We start from the raw sequence: 22,938 nt of genomic DNA on the forward strand, positions 1-22,938 counted from the left end.
TTGACAGGACAAGGCATTGGAAAAGCTCTTTGTTGATAATTTTAGTAAAAGTTATGGCGATAATCTGGTATTGCGTGGCGTATCACTGCGCGCCAAGGCCGGTGATGTCGTCAGTCTGATCGGCGCCAGCGGTTCGGGCAAAAGTACGCTACTGCGTTGTATTAATTTTTTAGAGCGGCCGGATGACGGTGCGATATTTTTTGACGGTAAATTGATAAAAACAATTAAAGACCGTCAAGGCCGGATGCAAGTCGCCGACGGCAAAATACTGCAAAAGATCCGTACTCGCCTGAGCATGGTATTCCAGCATTTTAATTTATGGAACCATCTTACCGCGCTGGAAAATATTATGCTCGCCCCCGTCAATGTTCTGGGTATGCAAAAAAAGGATGCCTATGAACGGGCTAAACTTTATCTGGATAAAGTGGGCTTACCGATGCAAATGGCCAACAAATATCCTTCGCATTTATCCGGCGGCCAACAGCAGCGCGTGGCCATTGCCCGGGCGCTGGCCATGGAACCCGACATTATGCTGTTTGACGAGCCAACCTCCGCCCTGGACCCGGAATTGGTGGGTGAGGTGCTCAAGGTCATGCAACTGTTGGCGGAGGAAGGCCGCACCATGATCGTCGTCACCCATGAGATGGGCTTTGCCCGGCATGTCTCAAACCAGGTGTTGTTCCTGCACCAGGGAAAAATTGAAGAGCAGGGACGGCCACAGGAAGTGCTGACCCATCCCCAAAGCGAACGGCTGCAATGTTTTCTCAGCGGTAATTTGAAATAACGCGTCACCCACGGGGCGTGTAAACATCTGTTTGGCGTAGGGCTGGCGACACCCCTGCGTCGGTATATCCCGAAAGAGGCTGTTATGAACCAGGAAAAATTGACACAACTGATCGAAAAATTTGGCAATCATATTGAAGACGGCAAAATTTATAATCCGGATTTCGCCGCCGCGGGAAAAGTGCTGGAGGCCAGTCGCGCTCCCGGCCACAGCCGGTGGCCGCTGGCCGACCCGGCGACCTTCCTCAACCTGGCCTATGACGCAGGCGCTTACCAGCAACAGTTCGCCGGCCTGGATGTCGCTATCATCGGCGTTCCCATGGATCTGGGCGCCGGCGACCGTCCCGGCTGCCGTTTTGGTCCGCAGGCGGTGCGCTCGGTCAGCCGCGTAGGGCCTTACGATCGCATTCTGAATATTGCCCCGGCCGGCGTACTCAAGGTGATGGACGTTGGGGATGTGGCCTTCACCAATCCGCGCAGCCTGGAACAATGTCACCAGGATATTGAAAACTATTATCTGCGCGTGATGGATGCGGGAGTGGTTCCGCTTACCGTCGGCGGCGATCATTCCATTACCTATTCCATTCTGCGTGCGGTAGGTAAAAAGCAGCCGGTAGCCTGTGTGCATTTTGATGCCCACTGCGATACGTCCGGTGCTTACGGCACGAAATACCACCACGGCGGACCGTTCCGCCAGGCGGTGCTGGACGGCGTGCTGGACCCGGAGCGATGCGTGCAAATCGGTATCCGCGGCGGCGGCACCTACCACGGCGAGTTTTCCCTCGAGTCCGGCATGACCGTAATTTATGGTGAAGATATCCTGGAAAAAGGCACCGCCTATGCCATCGAGAAAATCAAAGGAGTGATAGGCGATCGTCCGGTGTATATCTCCTTTGATATTGATTCGGTTGACCCCGGTTACGCCCCGGGCACCGGGACGCCCGAAGTTGGCGGCCTGACGCCGCGCGAGGTACAACAAATCCTGCGTTCGATGGCCGGCATGAATATCGTCGGCGCAGACGTCGTGGAAGTGGCGCCTCAGTACGATGCCACCTCGAACACCGCACAAATCACAGCTCAGGTGCTGTTCACCGAGCTTTGTCTTATCGCGCTGGCCAAACGCTGAGAATAATGAGGCTGGTTCCCGCACGCTAAGGCGCGGTTACCGGCTGTTATAGGGATGATTTTTTCATACGGGCACTTTATGCTTCCAGTTACCGCGCGGGCACGTCGTGCAGGAAAGCGCTTTTTACTCCTTGATAATATGCTGCTGGAACTGGGCTTTTCGGCGGTTTTTCCCCTGTTATCGGTGCATTTTGTCGAACAATTGGGCTGGCCGGCGGTTATAGTCGGGGTGTCGCTGGGTATTTGGCAGTTTATCCAGTCGGGCACCAGTATTCTCGGCGGCGCCATTGCCGACTATTTTGGCGCTAAACCGATGCTGGTGATCGGCATGTTGCTGCGCGCCGCCGGCATGGGCCTGATGGGTTTTGCCGATCGTGGCTGGATTTTGATGATGGCCTGTACGCTTGCGGCCATTGGCGGCATGCTGTTCTCTCCTTGCCGATCGGCGCTGGTGATAAAACTGGTACGCCCCAACGAGCGCGGGCGCTTTTACTCGATCCTGATGGTTGAAGACAGCGCTTTCCGGGTGCTGGGCGCGCTGTTGGGCAGCTGGTTATTAATGGCCTATGACTTCCAAAGCGTTTGTTTCGCGGGTATGGCCATGTTTATCCTGGCTGCCGGCTGGAATGCCTGGAAGCTACCTGATTACAAGCTTTCCAGCGTCCGTGCGCCCATTCTGTCGGGCATGGCGCGGGCATTTAACGACAAGCCGTTTCGCCGTTATGTCATGATCCTGACCGGTTATTACACGCTCAACGTGCAGGTGATGCTGATGTTGCCCATCGCAGTACAGGCGGTGGCCGGTTCGCCGGCGGCGGTGGGCTGGATGTACTCCATTGACGCGGTGATGGCCCTCCTGCTGCTTTATCCATTGGCGCGCTGGAGCGAACGCCGTTTCCGTCTGGAGCAACGGCTGATCTTCGGCCTGGCATTAATGGCCGCCAGCCTGGTATTGGTCGGGTATGTGGACCGGCTTATGGTGTTGTTCAGCCTGGTCATCTTGTTTTATCTTGGCTCGCTTATCGCCGAACCGGCGCGCGAAACGCTGGGCGCGGAGCTGTCTGATTATCGCGCCAGAGGCAGCTACATGGGCTTTAGCCGCATGGGCGCGGCGGTCGGCGGGGCCCTTGGCTATAGCGGCGGCGGCTGGCTGTATGATTTCGGCACGCGTACCGCCACGCCTGCGTTGCCCTGGCTGATACTGGGCGCTATCGGTCTGGTCACTCTGGTTGCGCTTTATATGCAGTTCAGGAACCATCCGACGCAAATTGCCAGGTTGCGCAGCCTGTAGCCGCGGGCGCCGGGGCGGACAGCAGCTGGATAAAGCGCGCCAGGCGCGGCGTGTGCAGGGCATGATGCCGGTACAGCAGCCAGGTGTGATTGGTGATCGGCTTATTATCTTCGTCGAATATGGGGCAGGGGTGCAACGCGGCATCGAAGGGAAGGTAGTTGGATAAAATGGCATAACCCAGTCCGTGTTTGACCATTTCCAGGCAGACTTCCAGTTTGTCCACCGTCATGGCCACCCGCGGCGGGGCAGAGAAACTGGCGTTCCACCAGCGATCGAGCAGGGTACTGATATAGGGACCGTGGCTGATGCGGATCTGCGGCAGATGAGGCAGATCCGCCAGGTCGACCGGGCGATGGTAAACGATAAAAAAATAATTTTCATCCACCATGTGTTTGCCCTCTTTCCAGTTGAGATCGTCTTTAACCAGCGCCAGATGCACGTCATTGCGCTGAAGCTGGTGGAAAATTTCCAGACTCAGGCCGGTGGTGACATTCACCGCCACCTGGGGATGCTGGGCGATGAAGTCTTGCAGCAGCTTTGGCAGCCGGTAGGCGGCATAATTGCTGGAAGCGCCAATGCGTATTTCTCCGCGCAGCCGGTCACCGCATTGCTGCAAATTTTCTTTCATATCCCGGTAGTCCTGCAATACCTTAACCGCATAGTGCGCGATTTGTTCTCCTTGCAGAGTAAACGTGAGGCTTTTGTGGCTCATGTCGAAAAGCTGCACATCCAGCTTTTTCTCAATCTGCTTGAGACGGTAACTGAGCGCCGGCTGGGACGTATTAAGTAATTGGGCGGCGCGGGTAACGTTTTTTAATTCATAAACGGTACGAATAATCAGCCAGTCTTTATCATCCATCACGGTACTCCTTAGCCCGGAACGGGTAACCGTTCCGGGCATGTTGCCATTCGGCCCGTTTTCCCGGCGCCTATGCCTTTCAGGACCCTTATGGGTCTCAACGCACTGGCCTGACCTGGCCAATGGCGGACAGCACCACGCACATCACCAGCCGCAGACCGATATCCTGGGTTAGCGAAATACCGGCTCCGGCGCACGCGACCACTGTTATAGCCCAGACTGAACAGCCGGGGGATAAGAATAGCATAAAAATCCAAGGTCTCTTCCCCCTTGCCCAAGGTAGAAACGCCAACGGTAATCAGGAACATGACGAAGGTAATCCGCCACGCCCCGCGCCGTTTAAAACGGTGCGCCACCCGGCTGATGCCGGCAGCAATTCACCAAAAGAATGCGGCTTATCAATGTGCTGGCAGGCGCCGGGACCGGGCATTTATTCGCCACTGCGTTTGATGCGGAAAATCATCGCCTGTACCTGGGTAATACGCAGGAAGCTCGGTTAGCCAACAGCTCAGCGTTCTGCGTCGCGGGGATTTTGGGTTGAACCCCGAACCCTGGACATCATTTTCAACAACTTGACGGGTAATCAACAGACGGCGCTGGGCGTACGTATAGGGTCTTCCCCCGTATTGCAAGACGGCAGTCATAATGATAGTGACAGGTTTGCTTTCGTAAACCTTTTACTTTTTCTTCTGATTGAAGTTTATTCATCATGGCGGAAATGGATGCTGTCGTGAAGAAGGGGGAAGACCATCTCATCGCTTACGATGAAAAGTCCTGCTATACCGGAGAACAGATTGCGGTTTCATGACAATTTAATTAATTTTTTATTTTATAAATACTGTTTTAAAAAATAGTAACCCTAGGTTACTATTTAGGATTATTCCAAATGTAGAAATTATTTTTTGCTGTTTTAATGGCTGCCATGGCATAAAGACCTTGCCATGATCGCTAACCATAAATAATAGAAATCCAGTTACGGATTATATTATCGATGGACGTTTCTGAAACGAATAACATAGGAATTACATCATGAATATGAAACATTTTTTTTTGAGTTTTATCCTAGTTACGGGTTGTGTCAGCACCGCAATGGCGCATGATGCCAGCTCGGCCAGAGCCGCTGCGGACTCTGCCCGTAATTCGGCTCGCAGTGCAGCGGACTCCGCCCGCAGCAATGCCGCAGAACGCGCCTCAAAGGCTGAGTCCTCATTCGGCAGTCAGCGTTCGCCGGCCCAGGCCGCAGCGGACTCCGCCCGCAGCAATGCATCAGAACGCGCCTCAAAGGCTGAGTCCTCATTGAGCAACCAGCGTTCGCAGGCCCAGGTCGCAGCGGACTCCGCCCGCAGCAATGCATCAGAACGCGCCTCAAAGGCTGAGTCCTCATTCGGCAGTCAGCGTTCGCAGGCCCAGGCCGCAGCGGACTCCGCCCGCAGCAATGCATCAGAGCGCGCCTCAAAGGCTGAATCCTCATTGAGCAACCAGCGTTCGCAGGTCCAGGCCGCAGCGGACTCCGCCCGCAGCAATGCATCAGAACGGGCCTCACAGACTGAGTCCTCATTGATCACCCAGCGTTCGCAAGTCCAGGCCGCAGCGGATTCCGCCCGCAACATGGTGGCGCGATCTGAGTTGCAGGACGGGGCAGAAAAGTAGGCGCGGGATAGTGCATTCGCAAACAATCACTGTCAATTGAATGATGATAGTTAAACGCTGAGATAAAATCCTGTTTGAATAAGTTCGGTGGCGTACAGCATAATCGATCTCTCGGTATGTTCAGGGCCTGAGTAAGTATTATTTTTTTAGTATTCACGCCAGTACATATCGGGATTTTTAAAATATCAGACTGCTATATTTTCTTCCTTTATAACATGGTCATTACTGAATAATTTTTTTTGTGACAATATTTGAAATGTTTTTATATTTAATTTTAATCGTTAATTTTTTATTGCACACCAAAATGCCTGCATTCCGATTTATTCAACAGTGTCTCGCTGATAATGACAGGCCCGTGGTACACAGCGACAGAAGCGCTCATTACCGTTGGCCGGGTTGCTAACCGTCCTGGTTGGTGAACTGACGTAAGGTCCGCAATCATGATGGGCTTACCGGCAGGAACCTGTTCTGGCCCGTCGTTGGCCAAACCAATAGGCGCAATGGCTTGCGGGTGCGGAATGGGCTGTTCCGCAATGGCTATAACGGCGCGGCGCTTGCATGTTGCTCAAAGTCCAGTTTATCGGTAAGGCAAATGGACAGAATGGACGCATCTTGTTCTCCCTGCGTCACAAAGGCGTGCGGCATCGAACTATCAATGTAGGCGCTGTCGCCGGGCAATAAGCAAAGCGGGGCATACCAGGCGGTATGCAAAATGGTTGTCCCGCTGATCGCGTAGATAAATTCTTCGCCTTCATGGCAGGACCATTGGTCCTGCGGCGGCGCTTCGCGTGCGGTAATCTGCATGACTATTGGGATCATGCCCTTATGGGTCAGTTCCTCGGCGTGCACATTGTAGATGTAATGCGCGTTGGTAAATACCAATCCTTCTCCCGCGCGGGTGACGGTCCGGCGGCCCGCCACCGGCGGACGGGCATTTGCTGCGGACGACGCGTTCTGCCTGAACAAATCGCTGAAGGACAAATCGAAGGCGTTGGCAATTTTGGTGATGGTGTCGAAGGAGGCCGATACCTGGCCATTTTCTATCTTTGACAGCGTCGAGATGGACACTCCGCAGTTTTTCGCCACCTGTTCCAGCGTCCAGCGCCGTTCCACCCGCATGGCCTTAATCCGTTTGCCGAAATCCTGCTCGGTGGTCAACGCGGTCCTTATACCTGCCGTTTTACTGTAGCTATTATTCTCCATCGCCCGCTCCGGAATACTGAGTACCTACTTAGCGCTGAAGTGTACGTTATTTTCTCATGGATCGCTTATTTTTTACTATAAGAAAAACATTTTGGTGTAAATGAAAAATAGGCGGCATGATGTGAAAACCAGCGCAACCCGCGGGTCCGGGAAAACCGGCGGCGGTTGATTCATTAAGCTACGGGAGAAGGACGTGAGCGAAACCATTATTGCTACCGTTTCCATGCAGGCGTTTTATGACAAGCCGCGTAATGTCGGCAATATCCTCGCGCTACTGGCGCAGGCCGTCGCCGCCGGCGCCAGGCTGGTGGTGTTTCCCGAGCAAATTTTGCAAGGCTACCTGACCGATACCCTGAGTCTGGATTTCGATAACGTGGCCTGGCAATTCGCCAACGCCGAAGTGATCGAAAGCGGGGAGGGCATCGGCCAGATCCGCGAGGCGGTGATCCGGCATCAGGTCTATGCGGTAGTGGGCATGACCGAGCGCCATCCCCGTTACCCGGAAGTCCTGTTCAACACCGTGGTGCTGCTGGGACCGGGCGGGGAGGTGGGCCGCTATCGCAAAGTGCACCAGCCGGGGGACGAGAAGCATGTTTATTATCCCGGCGAGGGTTTCCCGGTATTCGATACGGCGCTCGGCCGCATCGGCATGCTGATTTGTTATGACAAGGTGTTTCCTGAAAGTACCCGCGAACTGGCCCTCAACGGGGCGGATATCATGATCATGCCCACCGCCTGGGGGCTGGCGGGCGACAGCCGGGACCCGGAGCAGGATTCCATGGTCGACAGCTATACCCTGTTCGGCCGGGTGCGCGCGATGGAAAATCAATGCTGGATGGTGGAATCCAATTTGCACGGTCCCCATGGCAACCTGCTGTATCACGGCCACAGCCGCATCATCGATCCGCGTGGCAATATTATTGCCGATACCGGCAATGCGGCGGGCATCGCCCTGGCGAGCGTCAACATCCGGCAGGATATCACCCGCGCGCGCAGCGTAGGGTATATGGGGTACTTTTTCCTCAAAGATTATGTGCCGGTGCGGGCATCCGATCCGCCGTTAACCGTCCGCCATTACCATGCCAGACAGGTGGGGGAATAACGCCATGCCGCATACCCTGGAAGCAGTTAACATCTCCAAAAGCTATGTCTCGGCCGCGGGGCCGGTGGCGGTGCTCAATGCCCTGGATTTTCATGCCGATGAAAATGAGTTTATCTCCTTTGTCGGCCCCAGCGGCTGCGGTAAATCCACGCTGTTTAATATTATCACCGGCCTGCTGGCGCCGGACGACGGCCACATCATTATCAAAAACCGCGAGACCACCGGCAGCCCCTCGCCGGATCTGGGCTATGTCCTGCAAAAAGACCTGCTGTTCCCCTGGCGAACCGTGCTGGAGAACATCATCCTGGGCCTGGAGGTGCGGGGAATAAATAAAAAAATCGCCCGTGAACGCGCCGCCGACTTATTGCGTACTTACCACATGGAAGGGTACGAGGATAAATATCCCGCCCAGCTGTCCGGCGGCATGAAACAACGGGTGGCGTTAATGCGCACCATGGTTACCGAGCCCGAAATCATCCTGATGGATGAAGCGTATAAGGCGCTGGATTATCCGCTGAAAGTCTCGCTGGAGTCGGAACTGCTGACGGTGGTGAAACAGCAGAAAAAGACGGTGATATTTATCACCCACGATATCGAGGAGGCGGTCACGCTCTCGGATCGGGTCTATGTCATGAAAGCCAGGCCGGGCGAAATCGTACACGAGATAAGGGTCGATTTGGAAACCGACAGCATGATCATTCCCGAGCGCCGGCTTTCGCCGCGCTTCAATGAGTATTACGAAATGATTTGGCGCAGCATCGGCGCCGCCCCGGTCAATATATGAATGTTTTTCGCGAGGCGCAATCATGAGCAGTATTCCGCAACCTACCCGGGTGAACACGTCCCGCAAGAGCGAACGGCTGGAGTCCTTTTTCCGTACCCCGGCCGTCAGGCGCTATACGTTGCTGCTGTTGCAGATACTGATAGTGGCCGGCCTGCTGGCCGGCTGGGAAATCGGCGTACGCAACGGCAGCATCAGCAAGTTCCTGTTCGCCAGTCCCAGCATGGTGTGGGAGGTGCTGGTGCAGCGCTTCCAGTCCGGCGAACTGCTGGCCGACATTCAAATCACCACCTACGAGACGCTGATAGGCTTTGTCGTCGGCGCGATAGGCGGGTCTATCCTGGGATTGTTGCTGTGGTACTCCAAATTTATTTCCGATCTGGCCGCGCCCTTTATCGCCGCCATCGGCGCCATTCCGGTATTGGCCATCGCGCCCATCACTATCATCTGGTTTGGCACGGAAATGCTGTCCAAAGTGGTTATCGTCGCCTTCTCCTGCGTGGTGGTTTCGCTGACCACCTCCTATAAGGGCGCCCTGCGCACCGACCCCGACCTGATAAACCTGCTGCGGTCCTTCGATGCCTCGCGCACGGTGATTTTCGTCAAGCTGGTAGTGCCGTCCGCCATGCTGTGGGTCGTGTCCGGCCTGCGCCTGAACGTCGGTTTCGCCCTGGTGGGCGCCATCGTCGGGGAATACATCTCCTCCGACGCCGGCGTCGGCCATATGATCCTGCTGGGCAGTTCCAATTTCGGTATGAATATCGTCCTGGCGGGTATTGTGCTGGTGATGGTTATGATGCTGATTTTCAACGGGTTAGTTGCTTTACTCGAACGTATGATTCTCTCATGGGAAAGGGCCTGAAAAATGAATACAAGCAAGCGTATACGTAGTTTTACCCTGGCTGCGGTACTGTGCGGCGCGGTGTGGGGGTCGGCGTCGGCGGCGCAAACGCCGGTGCGCATCAACCAGGCTTTTCAATCATTGCTCTACCTGCCGCTGTATGTCGCGCAGGAACAGGGCTTTTTTAAACAGCAGGGCCTTGAGGTCAAGATCAGCACCGGCGGAGGCGGCTCCCAATCCTGGGCGGCGGTGATCGGCGGTTCGGCGGATTTTTCCATCCAGGACCCGGTGTTTGTGCCGAAATCCCATGAAAATGGCGGCGGCGGAGTCGTGGTGGCCGGCGTGCAAAACGCGCCGACGGTGTTTATCTTCGGCAAGGACGCCACGCCGCTGCAAAATAACCTGAGCTTTTTGTCCAATAAGCGGGTGGTGACCAGTCCGCAGCCCGACACCACCTGGGCATTTATGAGCTATCTGATCAAGCAGCAAAAATTAAGCAATGTGAAGCTGGTGCATGTGGCGATAGGCAATGAAATCCCGGCGGTGGTGGCCGATCGTGCCGACTATGCGCTGGCGGTGGAGCCGCAGACCTCGATGGCGGAAAAGCAGAACGGCCTGCATGTGGTGTATTCATTTTCCGCCAACCAGGACTGGTTTCCCTTTGCGTTCTCCAGCCTGACCACGACCCAGGACTACATCGACAAGAACCCCGCGCAGGCGCAGGGCGTGGTGACCGCCTTTGAAATGGCGTCGCGCTTTATTTACAGCAATACCGACCGGGCGGTGGAGATTGCCGCCAAATACTTCCCCAATGTGCCCAAGGATCTGGTGCGCACCGCGGTGCTGCGCGAAATCGACGCCAAGGGCTATCCGGAGAATGTGCTGGTCTCGCAAAAAGCGTGGGACAACAATATGAACATTGCCCTGTATGCCAAAAACATCAAGGCCTATCCCTCGGCCGCCACGTCCTACGACAGCAATGTGAATACCGAACTGGCCGGCAAAGCCAAGCAGGCGGTAGATGCCATGGGTAAACAGTAGGAGCGGGGCCATGAATGATGAAATCGCCGCGCGTTTGGCGCTGATTAACCTTTATACCCCGGCGGATGCCGCGCTATTACTCCCATTGCTTGGCGACTGCGCGCAGCGGGCCGCCGGCGTGGCCGCCTACGGCGCGCGCCATTTCCCGCCGGCCCTGTTGCCGGCCACCGCTTGGGTCTCGCCGCTGCATCCGCCGACGGCGATGGCTGTGGAGGAGGGCTGATGGACGACCTGTTAGCGTTTTCCATGGGCGAAGCCGGACGCCGGGTGCGAGCCCGGCAGTTCAGCTTCCCGGAACTGCTGGAGGCCTGCCTGGCACGCGAAGCCGCCACCCGCGATCTGAATGCGTTTAACGCGCTTTATCGCGATCAGGCACGCAACGTGGCGCAGGCCAGCCAGACGCTGCTGGAGCAGGGCTACGATCTCGGTCCCCTCCAGGGGATGCCGATCGCCATTAAAGCCAATATCGCCCTGGCGGGGCAGGAGATGCACGCCGGCAGCCGGATACTGGCCGGATCGCTGGCGCAGCGCGATGCCGGGGTCGTGCGGCGGTTAAAACGGGCCGGCGCGATTATCATCGGCAGCACCAATATGCATGAATTCGCCTGGGGCGGCACGACGGATAATCCCCATTACGGCCCCAGCGGCAACGCCTGGGATGGCAACCGCATACCAGCCGGCTCAAGCGGTGGATCGGGCGTGGCGGCGGCGGTGCGCAGCGCGCTGGGCGCGCTGGGCACCGATACCGGCGGGTCCATCCGGCTGCCCGCCGCCATGAATGGCGTAACCGGGTTGCGCCCGGGCGTGGGACGGATCGCCACCGACGGTATTTTCCCGCTGGCCGCCAGTCTCGACACCGTCGGGCCGCTGGCCGGCTATGCCGAAGACTGCGCGCTGATGTTCAGTGCGCTGACCGGCGATACCGTACCCGCCGCCTTACCCGATCTGCACGGCCTGCGCATTGGCCTGCTGGGGGAGTATAGCGAGAAAGTACAGCCGGACGTGGCGCGCGCCTATCATGATTTGACGGACTGGTTCCGCGCTGCCGGGGGCCGCTGCGAAACCCTGTCGTTCAGCGGACTGGAGCAGGCGGTTAATGCCCTGGTGTTAATCAATCTGGCCGAGCCGGCCGCGCTGCATGCACCGTGGCTGGCGGACCGGGCCGGGGAGTACGGGGAAGATGTCCGCCTGCTGTTGCAGGCCGGCCTGGGCATCAGCGCGGTGGAGTATTTGCAGGCGCAGCGCTATCGCACCGCATTACGACAGCAAATGGTGGAAAAATTCAACCAAGTGGACGTGATACTGGCACCCACGCTGCCGTTTACCGCGCCGTTGAAAGGCCAGACGCAGGTACGCATCGGCGATGATGAGGAGAGCGTGCTCACCGGCAATATGCGCTTTAACGCGCTTGCCAGCCTGGCCGCGCTGCCCGCCCTGAACCTTCCCGCCGGTTTTGACAGTGCGGGTTTACCCATCGGCATGCAGCTGATTGGCCCGGATGGCGGCGAACAGCGACTGATGGGCATCGCCGCCTGTTTCCAGCGGGAAAGCGACTACCACCGGCGCACGCCGGTTATGGTCAACCGTTGAAAAAACTGCTGTTCCAGGATGTGCTGATTCTGCTGGTGGTAGCATCGGGCTGGGCCTTCAACGTGATCGCCATGAAATTCGGCCTGATGGAACTGCCGCCTCTGCTGATGTTGTTGGTTCGCTTTATGATTGTGGCGGCAGTACTGGTGCCGTTCAATCCAATACGGTGGCAACAGGTCCCGCTACTGTGTTTATTGGCATTTACCTTTGGTTTTGTTCACTTTTCACTGCTGCTGCTCGGTATGCGCTATACCGATGCCGGCAGCGCGGCCGTGCTGGTACAGATGGGGACCCCGATGGCGATGGCGCTGGCGGCGGTATGGCTGAAGGAAAGGCTCACATTGCGGCAGATAATCGGTGTTTGCGGCGCTGTGGCGGGCGTGGTGGTGCTCTCCGGCAGCCCCGCGCTGAATTCATGGCATGGGCCGGCTTTGCTGCTGTTAAGCGCCGGCGGATGGGCCGTGACCACTATTGTGATTAAGCGATCGCCGCCGATCCCGCCGCTGGCGATGACCGGCTGGCTGTCGCTTTTTGCCATTCCCCTGGTTTCACTTTGTTCCTTCCTAACGGAGCATCACCAATTGACGCTGTTCCTGGCGGCGGGCTGGCGGGGTTGGCTTGGGATAATCTACAGCGCGCTGGGTTCGTCGCTGATATCCTATTCGCTCTGGTACTGGTTATTGAAAAAGTATCCGGTAAACCAAATCCTTCCCTGGTCGCTACTCAGCCCGGCGCTGGCGGTGTTGTTGGGGGCGGCGATACTGGGCGAAAAACTGGATCAGGGCAAGCTGCTGGGCGCCGTACTGGTTGTCGGCAGCATTTTCATCGCGGTGATGAATCCGGGACGATACGGCCGAGGAATCCCCATATCCGCGGAACGTCGCCGGCGTTAAAAAAATCTCCGGCTGAATACCGCCGAACCGCGCGGCTTCCACCGCCGTACAGGGCCGCCCGACGGTGAAATGAAGCCGGCCGCTAAAGCAGACGGTAGCGATAAAAGGGGTGCGGCCACGGCCCGGTTTAGCGTCGGGTGACATTCATTTGCGGTGTCAGAATGCGTTACGAAACACCTGATTGGGTTGGTAAAATCATTGTGCTTTTCAAAAAATAATGATTATTATTCTCATATAAAGATCGGGACGCCATGACGTTCCGGCTCTTGCTGCTTCTTGATGCAATGTGAAACCCCTTTTAGCTGCCTGGCGCTGGCCCGGCGGCAACCTCAATTCATTGAAATGGAGATAGTATGGACGTGATAACGACCACCGGCGGACGGCCGGGGCCACGCGCGGCGTATGCGCTGCTGCTGGCTGGCGCGCTGTTGTTTACCCTGGCCCAGGAGGCCTGGGCGGCACAGGAGCCGCTGCGCAAACCCGTCGGCAAAGGCGCTTACGAGATGGCGTACAGCACGCAAGGCGACGCGCTTTACCTGGCCACCTCGCAAAGCCGCAAGCTGGACAAAGGCGGGGTGGTATATCGCCTCGACCCCGCCACGCTTGATATCACCCAGATTATCCACAACGATATCAAACCCTTCGGCGCCGCCATCAATACCAAGACCGATACCCTATACTTCGGCAACACCGTCGACGGCGCCGTCACCGCCATCGACGCCAAAACCGGCGCGGTAACAGGCCGGCTGGTGCTGGATGGGCGCCAGCGTTCTGACACCGTCAAACCGCTGGCGCCGCGTGAGCTGGTGGTGGACCAGGAGACCAATACCCTTTATATCGCCGGACTGGGTGAGTCCAGCGTGATATGGGTGGTGGACGGCGCTACCCTGACCCTGCGCGCCACCCTGGACGATATCGGCAAAATGGGCACCGGGCTGGCGCTGGACGCGGCGGCAAAACGCCTGTACGTGACCAATGCCGACAACGAACTGCTGTCCATCGACACCGTCACCAACAACGTGGTGCTGCGCAAAAAGCTCGATGAAACCGCGACGGAACACTTTTTCCTCAACCTCAGCCTGGACCCGGCGACGCACCGCGCGTTTATCACCGATTCCAAACAGCCGCAGGTGCTGGTGGCGGATACCCGCAACGGTAATATCCTGGCGAAAATCGGCGTGCCGGCATCGCTGGCGGTGCTGTTTAACCCGGCGCGCAACGAAGTCTATGTAACCCACCGCCAGGCGGGGCAGGTGAGCGTGATCGACGCCAAGACCTATAACGTGCTGCGCACCATCGCTACCCCGGTGCACCCGAATAGCCTGGCCCTGTCGCCCGACGGCCAAACGCTTTATGTCAGCGTAAAGCAGGCTTCCAGCCGCCAGCAGGAAGCCACCAGCCCGGATGACGTGATGCGTATCGCGCTGCAGTAATATCCGGCAGGGCGCGACGGCGTCCTGCCTGACCCTTTCCGATATGCCGCCCGCCCCGGAACTGGACGTGCCGGAGGCACGGCGCAAGCGGGGCATTTCCGCTGCGGGTTGCCCAACGGCGGTGGCAGGCTCTGGGCGCTTACCCGATTACTGCTGATATTCTCCAACAACCGGCTTTGCATTCCCCATTCAAGACGTCGCAGAAAGCGCGCCTGGCTCACGCACTGGTATGCTCAGAAAACCACCGTTCTTCACATTAAGGAGAAAATGTGAAGAATTCCCGCATTCATATACAATGATAACGATTCTTATTACTATTCGTATTCTCTTGGGAAAATATAAATTGCAATAGGATCATAATAAATGTGTGTAACTAAAAATTTCACTATGGGACCGCTCGCCATTTTATTCACCGCCATTTTCAGCAGCGGCGCCGGCGCCGAAACGACGGGGGAAACCGACAGCGAGGACGTGATGGTCGTCAAGGCCACGGCCGAAGAGGAGCTGAAACAGCAGCCCGGCGTATCCATTATTACCGCGGACGACATTAAAAAAGAACCGCCGGTAAATGACCTGTCGGATATCATCCGCAAAATGCCCGGCGTCAACTTGACCGGCAACAGCGCCTCGGGCAGCCGCGGCAACAACCGCCAAATCGATATCCGCGGCATGGGGCCGGAAAATACGCTGATCCTGATAGACGGCAAACCGGTCACGTCGCGTAATGCGGTGCGCTACAGCTGGCGCGGGGAGCGCGATACCCGCGGCGATACTAACTGGGTGCCGGTGGAGATGGTCGAGCGGATCGAAGTGTTGAGAGGGCCTGCGGCCGCGCGCTACGGTTCCGGCGCTGCGGGCGGCGTGGTGAATATTATCACCAAGCGGCCGACCAACGATTGGCACGGGTCGTTATCCCTGTATACCAACCAGCCGGAGGATGATAAGGAAGGCGCCACCAAACGGGCCAATTTCAGCCTGAGCGGTCCGCTGATCGACGATGTGCTGACCATGCGATTGTACGGCAATATCAATAAAACCGACGCCGACAGCCCCGATATCAATACCCAGCAAAATGGCTCCTATGCCGCCGGCCGCGAAGGGGTGCGCAACAAGGACATCAACACGCTGCTATCATGGAAAATCGATCCCCGGCAAAGCATGGACTTCGAATACGGCTACAGCCGCCAGGGCAATATCTACACCGGCGATACCCAGTACAGCAATGGTAACGTCAGCAGCCTGGTGCCGACGCTGTATGGCGAGGAAACCAACCGCATGTACCGCCAGAATTATGGCGTGACCCATAACGGCGTCTGGGACTGGGGCCAGTCCCGCACCGGCTTCTATTATGAAAAAACCAATAATACGCGCCTGATGGAGGGGTCGACGGGACGCGTAGAAGGCATGATCAATAGCGACACCTTCTCCACCAGCCGGCTGGAGAACTACAAAGCCAATACGGAGCTGAATATCCCGCTGAAGTTATGGGTGGATCAAACCGCTACCCTTGGCGCCGAATGGAACCGCGAAGAGCTGAACGACCCGGCATCGATGCATGCCACCAGCCAGACCAATGCGAACATCGGCGGTGTATCGGGCAATCCCGCGCTGCGCAGCAGTAAAAATAGCGCGGAATTAAGCGCGCTCTATTTTGAAGATAATATCGAAGCCCTGCCAGGCACCGATCTTATCCCCGGGCTGCGTTTCGATTATCACAGCAAGTTCGGCGCCAATTGGAGCCCCAGCCTGAATATGTCCCAGGAGCTCGGCGATTTTTTCAAGCTCAAAGCGGGCATCGCCCGGGTGTTTAAGGCGCCTAATCTGTATCAATCAAGCGAAGGGTATTTATTGCGCACCAATGGCAACGGCTGCCCGGCGGGGGTCGCCACCGGCGCCTGCTACCTGCTCGGCAACGATGACTTAAACCCGGAAATCAGTATCAACAAAGAGATCGGCCTGGAATTTACTGCCAACGGCTATGACGCCGGCATCACTTATTTCCGTAACGATTACCGTAATAAAATCGTGGCCGGCACCGATGTTATCGGCACCGCGTCGGACGGCGGCAATATCCTGCGCTGGGAAAATGGCGGCAAGGCGCTGGTGGAAGGGCTGGAGGCTAATCTGGCGATACCGGTGCTGCCCGATACGCTGAACTGGCGTACCAATGCCACTTATATGATCACCTCCGAGAATAAGGAAACCGGCAATCCGCTATCAGTGATTCCCAAATACACCATCAATACCCTGCTGGACTGGCAGGTTAACGATAAATTGTCCGCCAATGCGGCCTGGACCATGTACGGCCGGCAGAAACCGCGTGAATACGCGGACATACGCAACGAAGTCGGCTCGCTGTCCAGCAAAGAACTGGGGGCTTATTCCGTGCTGGGCGTCGGCCTGAATTACGATGTGACAAAAAATGTCCGGGTCAATGTCGGTATCAGCAATCTGCTGGATAAACGCATTTATCGTGAAAACGAAGGCGCATTAACATATAACGAACCAGGACGAGCCTATTATGCCGGCTTAACCACGTCGTTCTGACGGATATTGCGCCGCCGGACAGCAGAGAACCCTGGCGGCGGTGAAAAAACGGGGATGGCCGGCAGGTCACTGCCTGATCCCTTCAACTGAAATAAGCACGTCCACCTGCTGCGAGGCCGGACCCAGATCCGTGGTGATATTAAAATCTTTTAGCGCCAGGGTTCCTTCAGCTTCGAAACCCGCGCGATAGCCGCCCCAGGGATCGTTGCCCTGGCCGACCAATTTGGCTTCCAGGGTAATGGGTTTGGTCACGCCGTTTAACGTCAGGTTGCCGGTGATATCCCATTCATCGCCGTCTTTTTTCACCTGCGTGGAGGCGAAGGTGGCCTGGGGATATTGTGCTACGTTGAGGAACTCCGCGCTCCTGAGATGTTTATCGCGTTCCGCATGATTGGTATCGACGCTTGCGGTGTTAATCACCACGTTCACCTTGCTGGCGGCGGGATTATCAGCGTCGAATGTGAAGCCGCCGTCAAAATCCCTAAAACCGCCGTAGAGCCAGCTGTAGCCAAGATGTTTGATCTTGAATTGAATAAAAGCATGCTGGCCCTGTTTATCGATTTTATACTCCGCCGCAACGGCTATGCCCGAGGCGAAAAATAACGCGACCGTCGCCAGGCCCAGGCTAGTCTTTTTCAGCATGGTGTTTTTCCTTATATTGCGCAGGTTGATGAAGGTGATACCCAAGCATCCGCTTAAGCGTGATGTCGCCATCGATAAAATGATGTTTTAACGCGGCCAGGCCGTGCAATACCGACAGGATCACCACGCACCACGCCAGGTACAAATGGATGTCGCCCGCTAAATCGGCTTGCCCCGCCAGGCCGCTCAGGGTGGCCGGAACGGAAAACCAGCCGAATACATTTATCGGCTGCCCGTCCGCGGTGGAAATCAAATACCCGCTGGTAAGCAGGGCGAAGAGCAGGATATATAAAGTCCAATGCGCCAGCACCGCGCCGGCGCGGGTCAGCGGCGAGTAATGGCTGAGGGGTTTGGGCGGCGGGGAAATAAAACGCCAGATCAGGCGTAAGATCATCATGGCGAACAGGAGACAGCCGATGCTTTTGTGCAGTTCGGGCGCGCGATGATACCAGGTCGCATAATAGCCAAGCGTCACCATCCACAGGCCTAGCGCAAACATACCGTAAACGGCCAACGCCACCAGCCAGTGGATAGCAATGCTGATATGGCCGAAACTGTCGGCTGAGTTGCGCCAGCGCATAAGGCATCGTCCTCGTGGGTTGCGTTACCCTTGGTCAACAAATAAAACAGATTGAAATAAAAAAGCAATTTAAGTCGTGTCAAATACGTTAAAGTTTTGTAAATAGAAACAACGAGTCCTGCCTTGGAAATGTTGGCATCAGACGTGGGCAAGGTTATTTTTAAGCCCGCGGAGAACGGCGTTGGCATAGGCCCGGTAGCGGATGCTAGATCAGCCATCCAAGGAGTAATGTGGCGCCGATGACCGTCGATGCTCCGCCGATCCGGGTGGATATCTGGGCGAACGGCATCAATGACATGCGGTTTGACGCTGATAGAATGGCAACGTCGCCGGTCCCGCCCAGTCCGCTGTGGCAGCATGTGACGATGGCGGCCTCGATCGGGTACATATTGAGATAAGGCGCAATCAGAAAACTCACGACGCCCATGGAAATGACCACCGAGGCACAGACGATCACATAGCCGAGGGAGAACACCGCGACGACGCTTTCCAGCGGGACATACAGCATGCCCAGTCCAATCATAAGCGGCCATACCAGTGTGGTGGATACAAATTTATAAAAACTATGGGCTCCTTCCTCCATCTTTGCCGGGATCACCCGCGCGTATTTACACAGTACGGCAATCAGAATCATCAATACCGGTCCGGGAATATGAACCCATTTTTCGACTAATCCCCCAACGATGAAAAAGGTGCAAATCATCAATAAACCGCCGCCCATCAGCGCAAAATCCACCGGACGTTCTTCTTCTTTTCGGGCAAACAAGGCATTTTCCGCCGCCGACCTGATTAATGTGCCATCGCCACTCCAGTGAGTGCGGCGGGTGCCCAAACGGGCCAGCACGCCGGCGCAGACGATAGCGAAAATATTGCCCACGACGGCGGCGGGAGCCAACTGCGCCACGTAAACATCCGGCGAGGCGCCCAGGATGGCGGAATAAGCCAGGGAAAGGGGTAAAATACCTTCGCCAATCCCGCCGCCCAGGATGGGGACGATAATAAAGAAAAAAGTATGGTAAACGCTATACCCGAATAATTTACCCACCACCAATCCGCTTATCGCCGCCGTTGCGGTTCCCGCCAGCAAGGGTATAAACATACGGATCATGCCTTGCACCAGGACAATACGGTTCATGCCGAGGATACTGCCGACCACCAGGCTGGCGATAACAAAATACAGCAGGTTGGCCTCCTTCATTAACAGGTGTACCGTCTCCAGGGTATTAATTTTAAAAACGCCAAAAAAAACCATTACCGACGGTACCATTAGACAAAGAATGGCTGGGCCGCCAATATCGCGCAGCACGGGAATCCGTCGGCCAATATGCGACAGCAAAAATCCCAGGGTCATAATGACGGCCAAACCACCAATCATATTTTTAGGCAGGTAGCTGGAATAGGCGGAAATAAACACGATGCTGGCGATGGTAATGAAAAGAATCAACGGCACCGAACTGATATCAGCGCCGTTGCATTGCCTGAAGAATGTCGATGAGGGCGACGTTGCTGTTTTTTCATAATTCTCAATTGGTTTGTCGATTTTTTCCATTATAATCACCTTGCTGTTTTGGCGGTGCGCTGATAAGAGGTTAATGGGTTTTATTGATTAAATAGCTGACGTTAAATACATATTATAAAATTATGATGTTTTATTTTATACTCAGACGTATAATTTGTGTGCGCTACTCATCACACAATCTTTTTGGTAATTTAATTAATCTTTGTTTAATTAAAAAACTTTAAATAGTTAAAAATGCATATTAATAATTAAATTTAACTGAGAGTTGCAACCTGACATGCTATAACAGTCACCACTGATGGGTTTTTTAGCCGGGTGCGGACAACTGCTTTATGCCAAGCTGCTCGCCGGCTGTGAGTGGAAAAATATAAATACAAGCGTATTTATTGATGTTATCTGCGAGGGTTGTGAAATGGCATCGTGCAAAACGTTGTACACACATTATACCGGGTCATTGCTGCTGGATAATCCCTTGCTGAATAAGGGATCGGCTTTCACCGAACAAGAGCGTCGCGCCCTCAATCTCTGCGGACTGTTACCGAATCAGGTCGAAACCATCGGCGAGCAAACGGAGCGCGCTTATTCTCAATACTGCCAATTTAAACGGGATATTTCGAAACATATCTATTTGCGTAATATCCAGGATACCAACGAGACATTGTTTTATAATTTGTTGCGTTATCATCTTGACGAAATGCTGCCGATTATTTACACCCCAACGGTTGGCGAGGCCTGCGAGCGATTTTCGGCGATCTATCGCCGCGCCAGAGGGTTGTTTATTGCCTATCCGGACCGGGATCGTATTGACGACATGCTGCAGAATTTCTCTAAACATGATATCAGAATCATTGTGGTTACCGACGGGGAGCGCATTCTCGGGTTGGGCGATCAGGGCATTGGCGGCATGGGCATTCCTATCGGCAAGCTCTCTTTATATACCGCCTGCGGCGGCATTAATCCGGCACAAACGTTACCGATCATGCTGGACGTCGGAACCAACAATATGCAGTGCCTGGACGACCCGCTGTATATGGGCTGGCGGCACCCGCGCATAAACGATGACGAATATATGGCCTTCATCGACGCCTTTATCGTGGCGGTCAATACCCGCTGGCCCCGCGTCTTGTTGCAGTTCGAGGATTTCGCCCAAAAGAACGCCATGCCGCTGCTTGAACGTTATCGCCATACGCTGTGCTGTTTTAACGATGATATCCAGGGTACCGCCGCGGTAACGCTGGGAACCCTGATCGCCGCCAGCCATGCCGCGGGCGGCCGGTTACGCGATCACCGGGTCGTATTCCTCGGGGCGGGTTCCGCCGGCTGCGGCATTGCTGAAAATATCATCGCGCAAATGATGGCGGAAGGGGCCGGAGAAAAAGAAGCCCGTGCCCAGGTCTTTATGGTCGATAGATTTGGTCTGTTGACCGACGATATGCCCAACCTGCTTGATTTCCAGCGCCGGCTGGTGACCGCCCGCTCCTCGCTCGCCGGCTGGGGCCTGACTACACCCAGCGTCTCGCTGCTGGACGTGGTGCGTCACGCCAAGCCGAGCGTGCTTATCGGCGTCTCCGGCCAGACAGGGCTGTTTACTGAGGAAATCGTGCACGAAATGCTGCGCCACTGCCCGCGGCCGATTATTATGCCGCTGTCCAATCCGACATCGCGCGCGGAGGCCCGGCCGCAGGACGTGCTCGCCTGGACCGAAGGCGCGGCAATGATAGCGACGGGCAGCCCGTTTGCGCCGGTGATTTACCAGGATCGACGCTATGATATTCCCCAATGCAATAATGCGTATATTTTCCCTGGCCTGGGGCTGGGCATTCTTGCATCGGGCGCCAGCCGCGTCACCGATGGCATGCTGATGGCGGCCAGCCAGGCATTGGCGGCCACTTCGCCATTGGCGATGACCGGCGCGGGGCCGCTACTGCCGCCGGTGAATGATATTCAGCAAATATCGCGCGCGATCGCCGTTAAGGTGGCCAAAACCGCCCAGGAAGAAGGCGTGGCGTCGGTCATGTCGGAAAAGGACCTTGCCCGGTCATTGGAGCAGAATTATTGGCAGGGTGGTTATAGCCATTATAAACACTCATCTTTTTAAATCGTTTATGCGCCACCTGGGGGTTGGGGCTATCGGTCCGGCACCCGGTTTGTGTTTTTTTATGCCCATGAGTGTTATGAGGAATGCCGATGGATCCCTCCCACATCATTTTTGCCCTGCTGGGCTGGTTGGAAAATAACTTGGATCAGCCATTAATAATGGATCGGATTGCGAGTAAATCAGGTTATTCAAAATGGCATTTACAACGTATGTTTTCCAGAATAACCGGTACGACGCTGGGTTCATATACCCGGGCGCGCAGATTGTCCCGGGCAGCGGTGGCGTTATGCGTCACCGATTTACCCATTATTGGTATTGCCATCAGATATCATTTTGACTCCCGGCAGAGCTTCACCCGGGCGTTTAAAAAACAGTTTGGCCAAACGCCCGCCTTTTACCGCGATACGACGGAGTGGCCGTCGTTTGGCATTTGTCCTCCGATACGACCAGGCGCCGCGACTATACCGCCGCTCACCTATGTCACCTTACGGGATGTGCAGTTATACGGCGTCACCAGCAGCTATACCGGGTCGCTTGGGCGGGATAGCACTTTTTTTCGCGCCGATTTGCATACGGATTTTTGGTTTCACTATTTGGCGCAAGCGCGGATCTTACCGTCCGTCTTGTTTGGTCTAAATCATGTACTGCCGAATAAAAGCCCTGAAATGGGGCAGGAAGTCATATTCCGTTACACCACTGCGCTTCAGCCAAAGTATGCCCCCATAGGTCAACCGGTAATACTGGCGGGCGGTGAATACGCGCTATTTACCTATAACGGAGATACGGGCGGCCTGCAGAATTTTATTTTGATGCTGTATGACACTTATTTGCCAAAGCTGAAATTAACGCGCCGTCAGGGGCCGGATATAGAGTGCTTTTATCCGCAAGGCAAAGAGGAGATAGCAACGCTGCATCAATCGAATTGCCAATACCTGATACCGGTATACCGCTGAAGACATC

Annotated in this window: 21 protein-coding genes and 1 pseudogene; 15 read left to right on the top strand and 7 right to left on the bottom strand. The window is 55.7% G+C overall.

Translation table 11 applies throughout. The features are described 5' to 3' along the window. The first annotated feature begins 16 nt into the window (after window positions 1–16). The 3 genes from ACL2XG_RS00980 (at window position 17) to mdtH (ending at window position 3,199) form a co-directional block, all read left to right on the top strand. Complete coding sequence (locus ACL2XG_RS00980) at window positions 17–784, top strand: ABC transporter ATP-binding protein (protein ID WP_410014580.1); 768 nt, start codon at window positions 17–19, stop codon at window positions 782–784. Window positions 785–868: 84 nt separating this feature from the next. Next, complete coding sequence (speB, locus tag ACL2XG_RS00985) at window positions 869–1,909, top strand: agmatinase (protein ID WP_410014581.1); 1,041 nt, start codon at window positions 869–871, stop codon at window positions 1,907–1,909. A gap of 78 nt (window positions 1,910–1,987) precedes the next feature. Then, window positions 1,988–3,199: a multidrug efflux MFS transporter MdtH gene (mdtH, locus tag ACL2XG_RS00990; protein WP_410014582.1), complete on the top strand. Its 1,212-nt coding sequence runs from the start codon at window positions 1,988–1,990 to the stop codon at window positions 3,197–3,199. On the opposite strand, the gene ACL2XG_RS00995 is transcribed toward mdtH, so the two are convergent. The 3 genes and pseudogenes from ACL2XG_RS00995 to ACL2XG_RS01005 all read right to left on the bottom strand — a co-directional run. Then, window positions 3,156–4,058 carry a LysR family transcriptional regulator gene (locus ACL2XG_RS00995; RefSeq protein WP_413723126.1) on the bottom strand — a complete coding sequence of 301 codons (903 nt, stop codon included), beginning with the start codon at window positions 4,056–4,058 and terminating at the stop codon, window positions 3,156–3,158. The two genes, mdtH and ACL2XG_RS00995, sit on opposite strands and share 44 nt — an antisense overlap. 97 nt (window positions 4,059–4,155) lie before the next feature. After that, complete coding sequence (locus tag ACL2XG_RS01000) at window positions 4,156–4,305, bottom strand: hypothetical protein (protein WP_413723553.1); 150 nt, start codon at window positions 4,303–4,305, stop codon at window positions 4,156–4,158. Window positions 4,306–4,321: 16 nt separating this feature from the next. Continuing rightward, window positions 4,322–4,414, bottom strand: a pseudogene (locus ACL2XG_RS01005) (hypothetical protein); the annotation flags it as partial. A 673-nt stretch (window positions 4,415–5,087) separates the two neighbouring features. Between ACL2XG_RS01005 and ACL2XG_RS01010 the strand changes: the two are divergent. Next, entirely contained in the window at window positions 5,088–5,708 is a 621-nt protein-coding gene (locus tag ACL2XG_RS01010; RefSeq protein WP_413723125.1) for a hypothetical protein, read from the top strand. 537 nt (window positions 5,709–6,245) lie between these two features. Here ACL2XG_RS01010 and ACL2XG_RS01015 read toward each other — a convergent pair. Beyond that, window positions 6,246–6,911, bottom strand: a complete 666-nt coding sequence (locus tag ACL2XG_RS01015) for a helix-turn-helix domain-containing protein (RefSeq protein ID WP_410014585.1) — start codon at window positions 6,909–6,911, stop codon at window positions 6,246–6,248. Window positions 6,912–7,104: 193 nt separating this feature from the next. Between ACL2XG_RS01015 and ACL2XG_RS01020 the strand changes: the two genes are divergently transcribed. The 9 genes from ACL2XG_RS01020 (at window position 7,105) to ACL2XG_RS01060 (ending at window position 17,139) form a co-directional block, all read left to right on the top strand. After that, the gene (locus ACL2XG_RS01020) at window positions 7,105–8,013 is read left to right on the top strand and encodes a carbon-nitrogen hydrolase family protein (protein WP_413723124.1); all 909 of its coding nucleotides are present in this window, start codon (window positions 7,105–7,107) and stop codon (window positions 8,011–8,013) included. Window positions 8,014–8,017: 4 nt separating this feature from the next. Beyond that, window positions 8,018–8,797, top strand: coding sequence for an ABC transporter ATP-binding protein (locus ACL2XG_RS01025; RefSeq protein ID WP_410014587.1), 780 nt, complete (start codon window positions 8,018–8,020; stop codon window positions 8,795–8,797). Between the two features lie 22 nt (window positions 8,798–8,819). Then, a complete protein-coding gene (locus ACL2XG_RS01030; RefSeq protein ID WP_413723123.1) occupies window positions 8,820–9,656 on the top strand; it encodes an ABC transporter permease in 837 nt (278 codons plus the stop codon). Between the two features lie 3 nt (window positions 9,657–9,659). Further along, window positions 9,660–10,676, top strand: a complete 1,017-nt coding sequence (locus tag ACL2XG_RS01035; RefSeq protein WP_410014589.1) for an ABC transporter substrate-binding protein — start codon at window positions 9,660–9,662, stop codon at window positions 10,674–10,676. Window positions 10,677–10,686: 10 nt separating this feature from the next. Further along, window positions 10,687–10,899, top strand: coding sequence for a hypothetical protein (locus ACL2XG_RS01040; protein ID WP_410014590.1), 213 nt, complete (start codon window positions 10,687–10,689; stop codon window positions 10,897–10,899). Beyond that, a complete protein-coding gene (locus ACL2XG_RS01045; protein ID WP_413723122.1) occupies window positions 10,899–12,266 on the top strand; it encodes an amidase in 1,368 nt (455 codons plus the stop codon). Before ACL2XG_RS01040 ends, ACL2XG_RS01045 begins: the two co-directional genes overlap by 1 nt. 5 nt (window positions 12,267–12,271) lie before the next feature. Continuing rightward, a complete protein-coding gene (locus ACL2XG_RS01050; RefSeq protein WP_410016791.1) occupies window positions 12,272–13,159 on the top strand; it encodes a DMT family transporter in 888 nt (295 codons plus the stop codon). A gap of 353 nt (window positions 13,160–13,512) precedes the next feature. Continuing rightward, entirely contained in the window at window positions 13,513–14,592 is a 1,080-nt protein-coding gene (locus tag ACL2XG_RS01055; protein ID WP_410014592.1) for a YncE family protein, read from the top strand. A 363-nt stretch (window positions 14,593–14,955) separates the two neighbouring features. After that, window positions 14,956–17,139 (top strand): TonB-dependent siderophore receptor, encoded by a 2,184-nt coding sequence (locus ACL2XG_RS01060; RefSeq protein ID WP_413723121.1) that lies wholly within the window; start codon window positions 14,956–14,958, stop codon window positions 17,137–17,139. A gap of 66 nt (window positions 17,140–17,205) precedes the next feature. Here ACL2XG_RS01060 and ACL2XG_RS01065 read toward each other — a convergent pair whose 3' ends face one another. The 3 genes from ACL2XG_RS01065 to ACL2XG_RS01075 form a co-directional block, all read right to left on the bottom strand. Beyond that, window positions 17,206–17,778, bottom strand: a complete 573-nt coding sequence (locus tag ACL2XG_RS01065; protein ID WP_413723459.1) for a YceI family protein — start codon at window positions 17,776–17,778, stop codon at window positions 17,206–17,208. Then, entirely contained in the window at window positions 17,765–18,361 is a 597-nt protein-coding gene (locus ACL2XG_RS01070) for a cytochrome b (protein WP_413723120.1), read from the bottom strand. Before ACL2XG_RS01070 ends, ACL2XG_RS01065 begins: the two co-directional genes overlap by 14 nt. Window positions 18,362–18,566: 205 nt before the next feature. Beyond that, window positions 18,567–19,910, bottom strand: a complete 1,344-nt coding sequence (locus ACL2XG_RS01075; RefSeq protein ID WP_410014595.1) for a 2-hydroxycarboxylate transporter family protein — start codon at window positions 19,908–19,910, stop codon at window positions 18,567–18,569. 382 nt (window positions 19,911–20,292) lie between these two features. Here ACL2XG_RS01075 and ACL2XG_RS01080 point away from each other — a divergent pair, with 382 nt between their 5' ends. Further along, window positions 20,293–21,978 (top strand): NAD-dependent malic enzyme, encoded by a 1,686-nt coding sequence (locus ACL2XG_RS01080; RefSeq protein ID WP_413723119.1) that lies wholly within the window; start codon window positions 20,293–20,295, stop codon window positions 21,976–21,978. 89 nt (window positions 21,979–22,067) lie between these two features. Beyond that, window positions 22,068–22,931 (top strand): helix-turn-helix domain-containing protein, encoded by an 864-nt coding sequence (locus ACL2XG_RS01085; RefSeq protein WP_413723118.1) that lies wholly within the window; start codon window positions 22,068–22,070, stop codon window positions 22,929–22,931. Window positions 22,932–22,938: the final 7 nt, after the last annotated feature.

The organism is Sodalis sp. RH24, assembly GCF_047324145.1.
Taxonomy (GTDB): Bacteria; Pseudomonadota; Gammaproteobacteria; order Enterobacterales; family Enterobacteriaceae; genus Acerihabitans.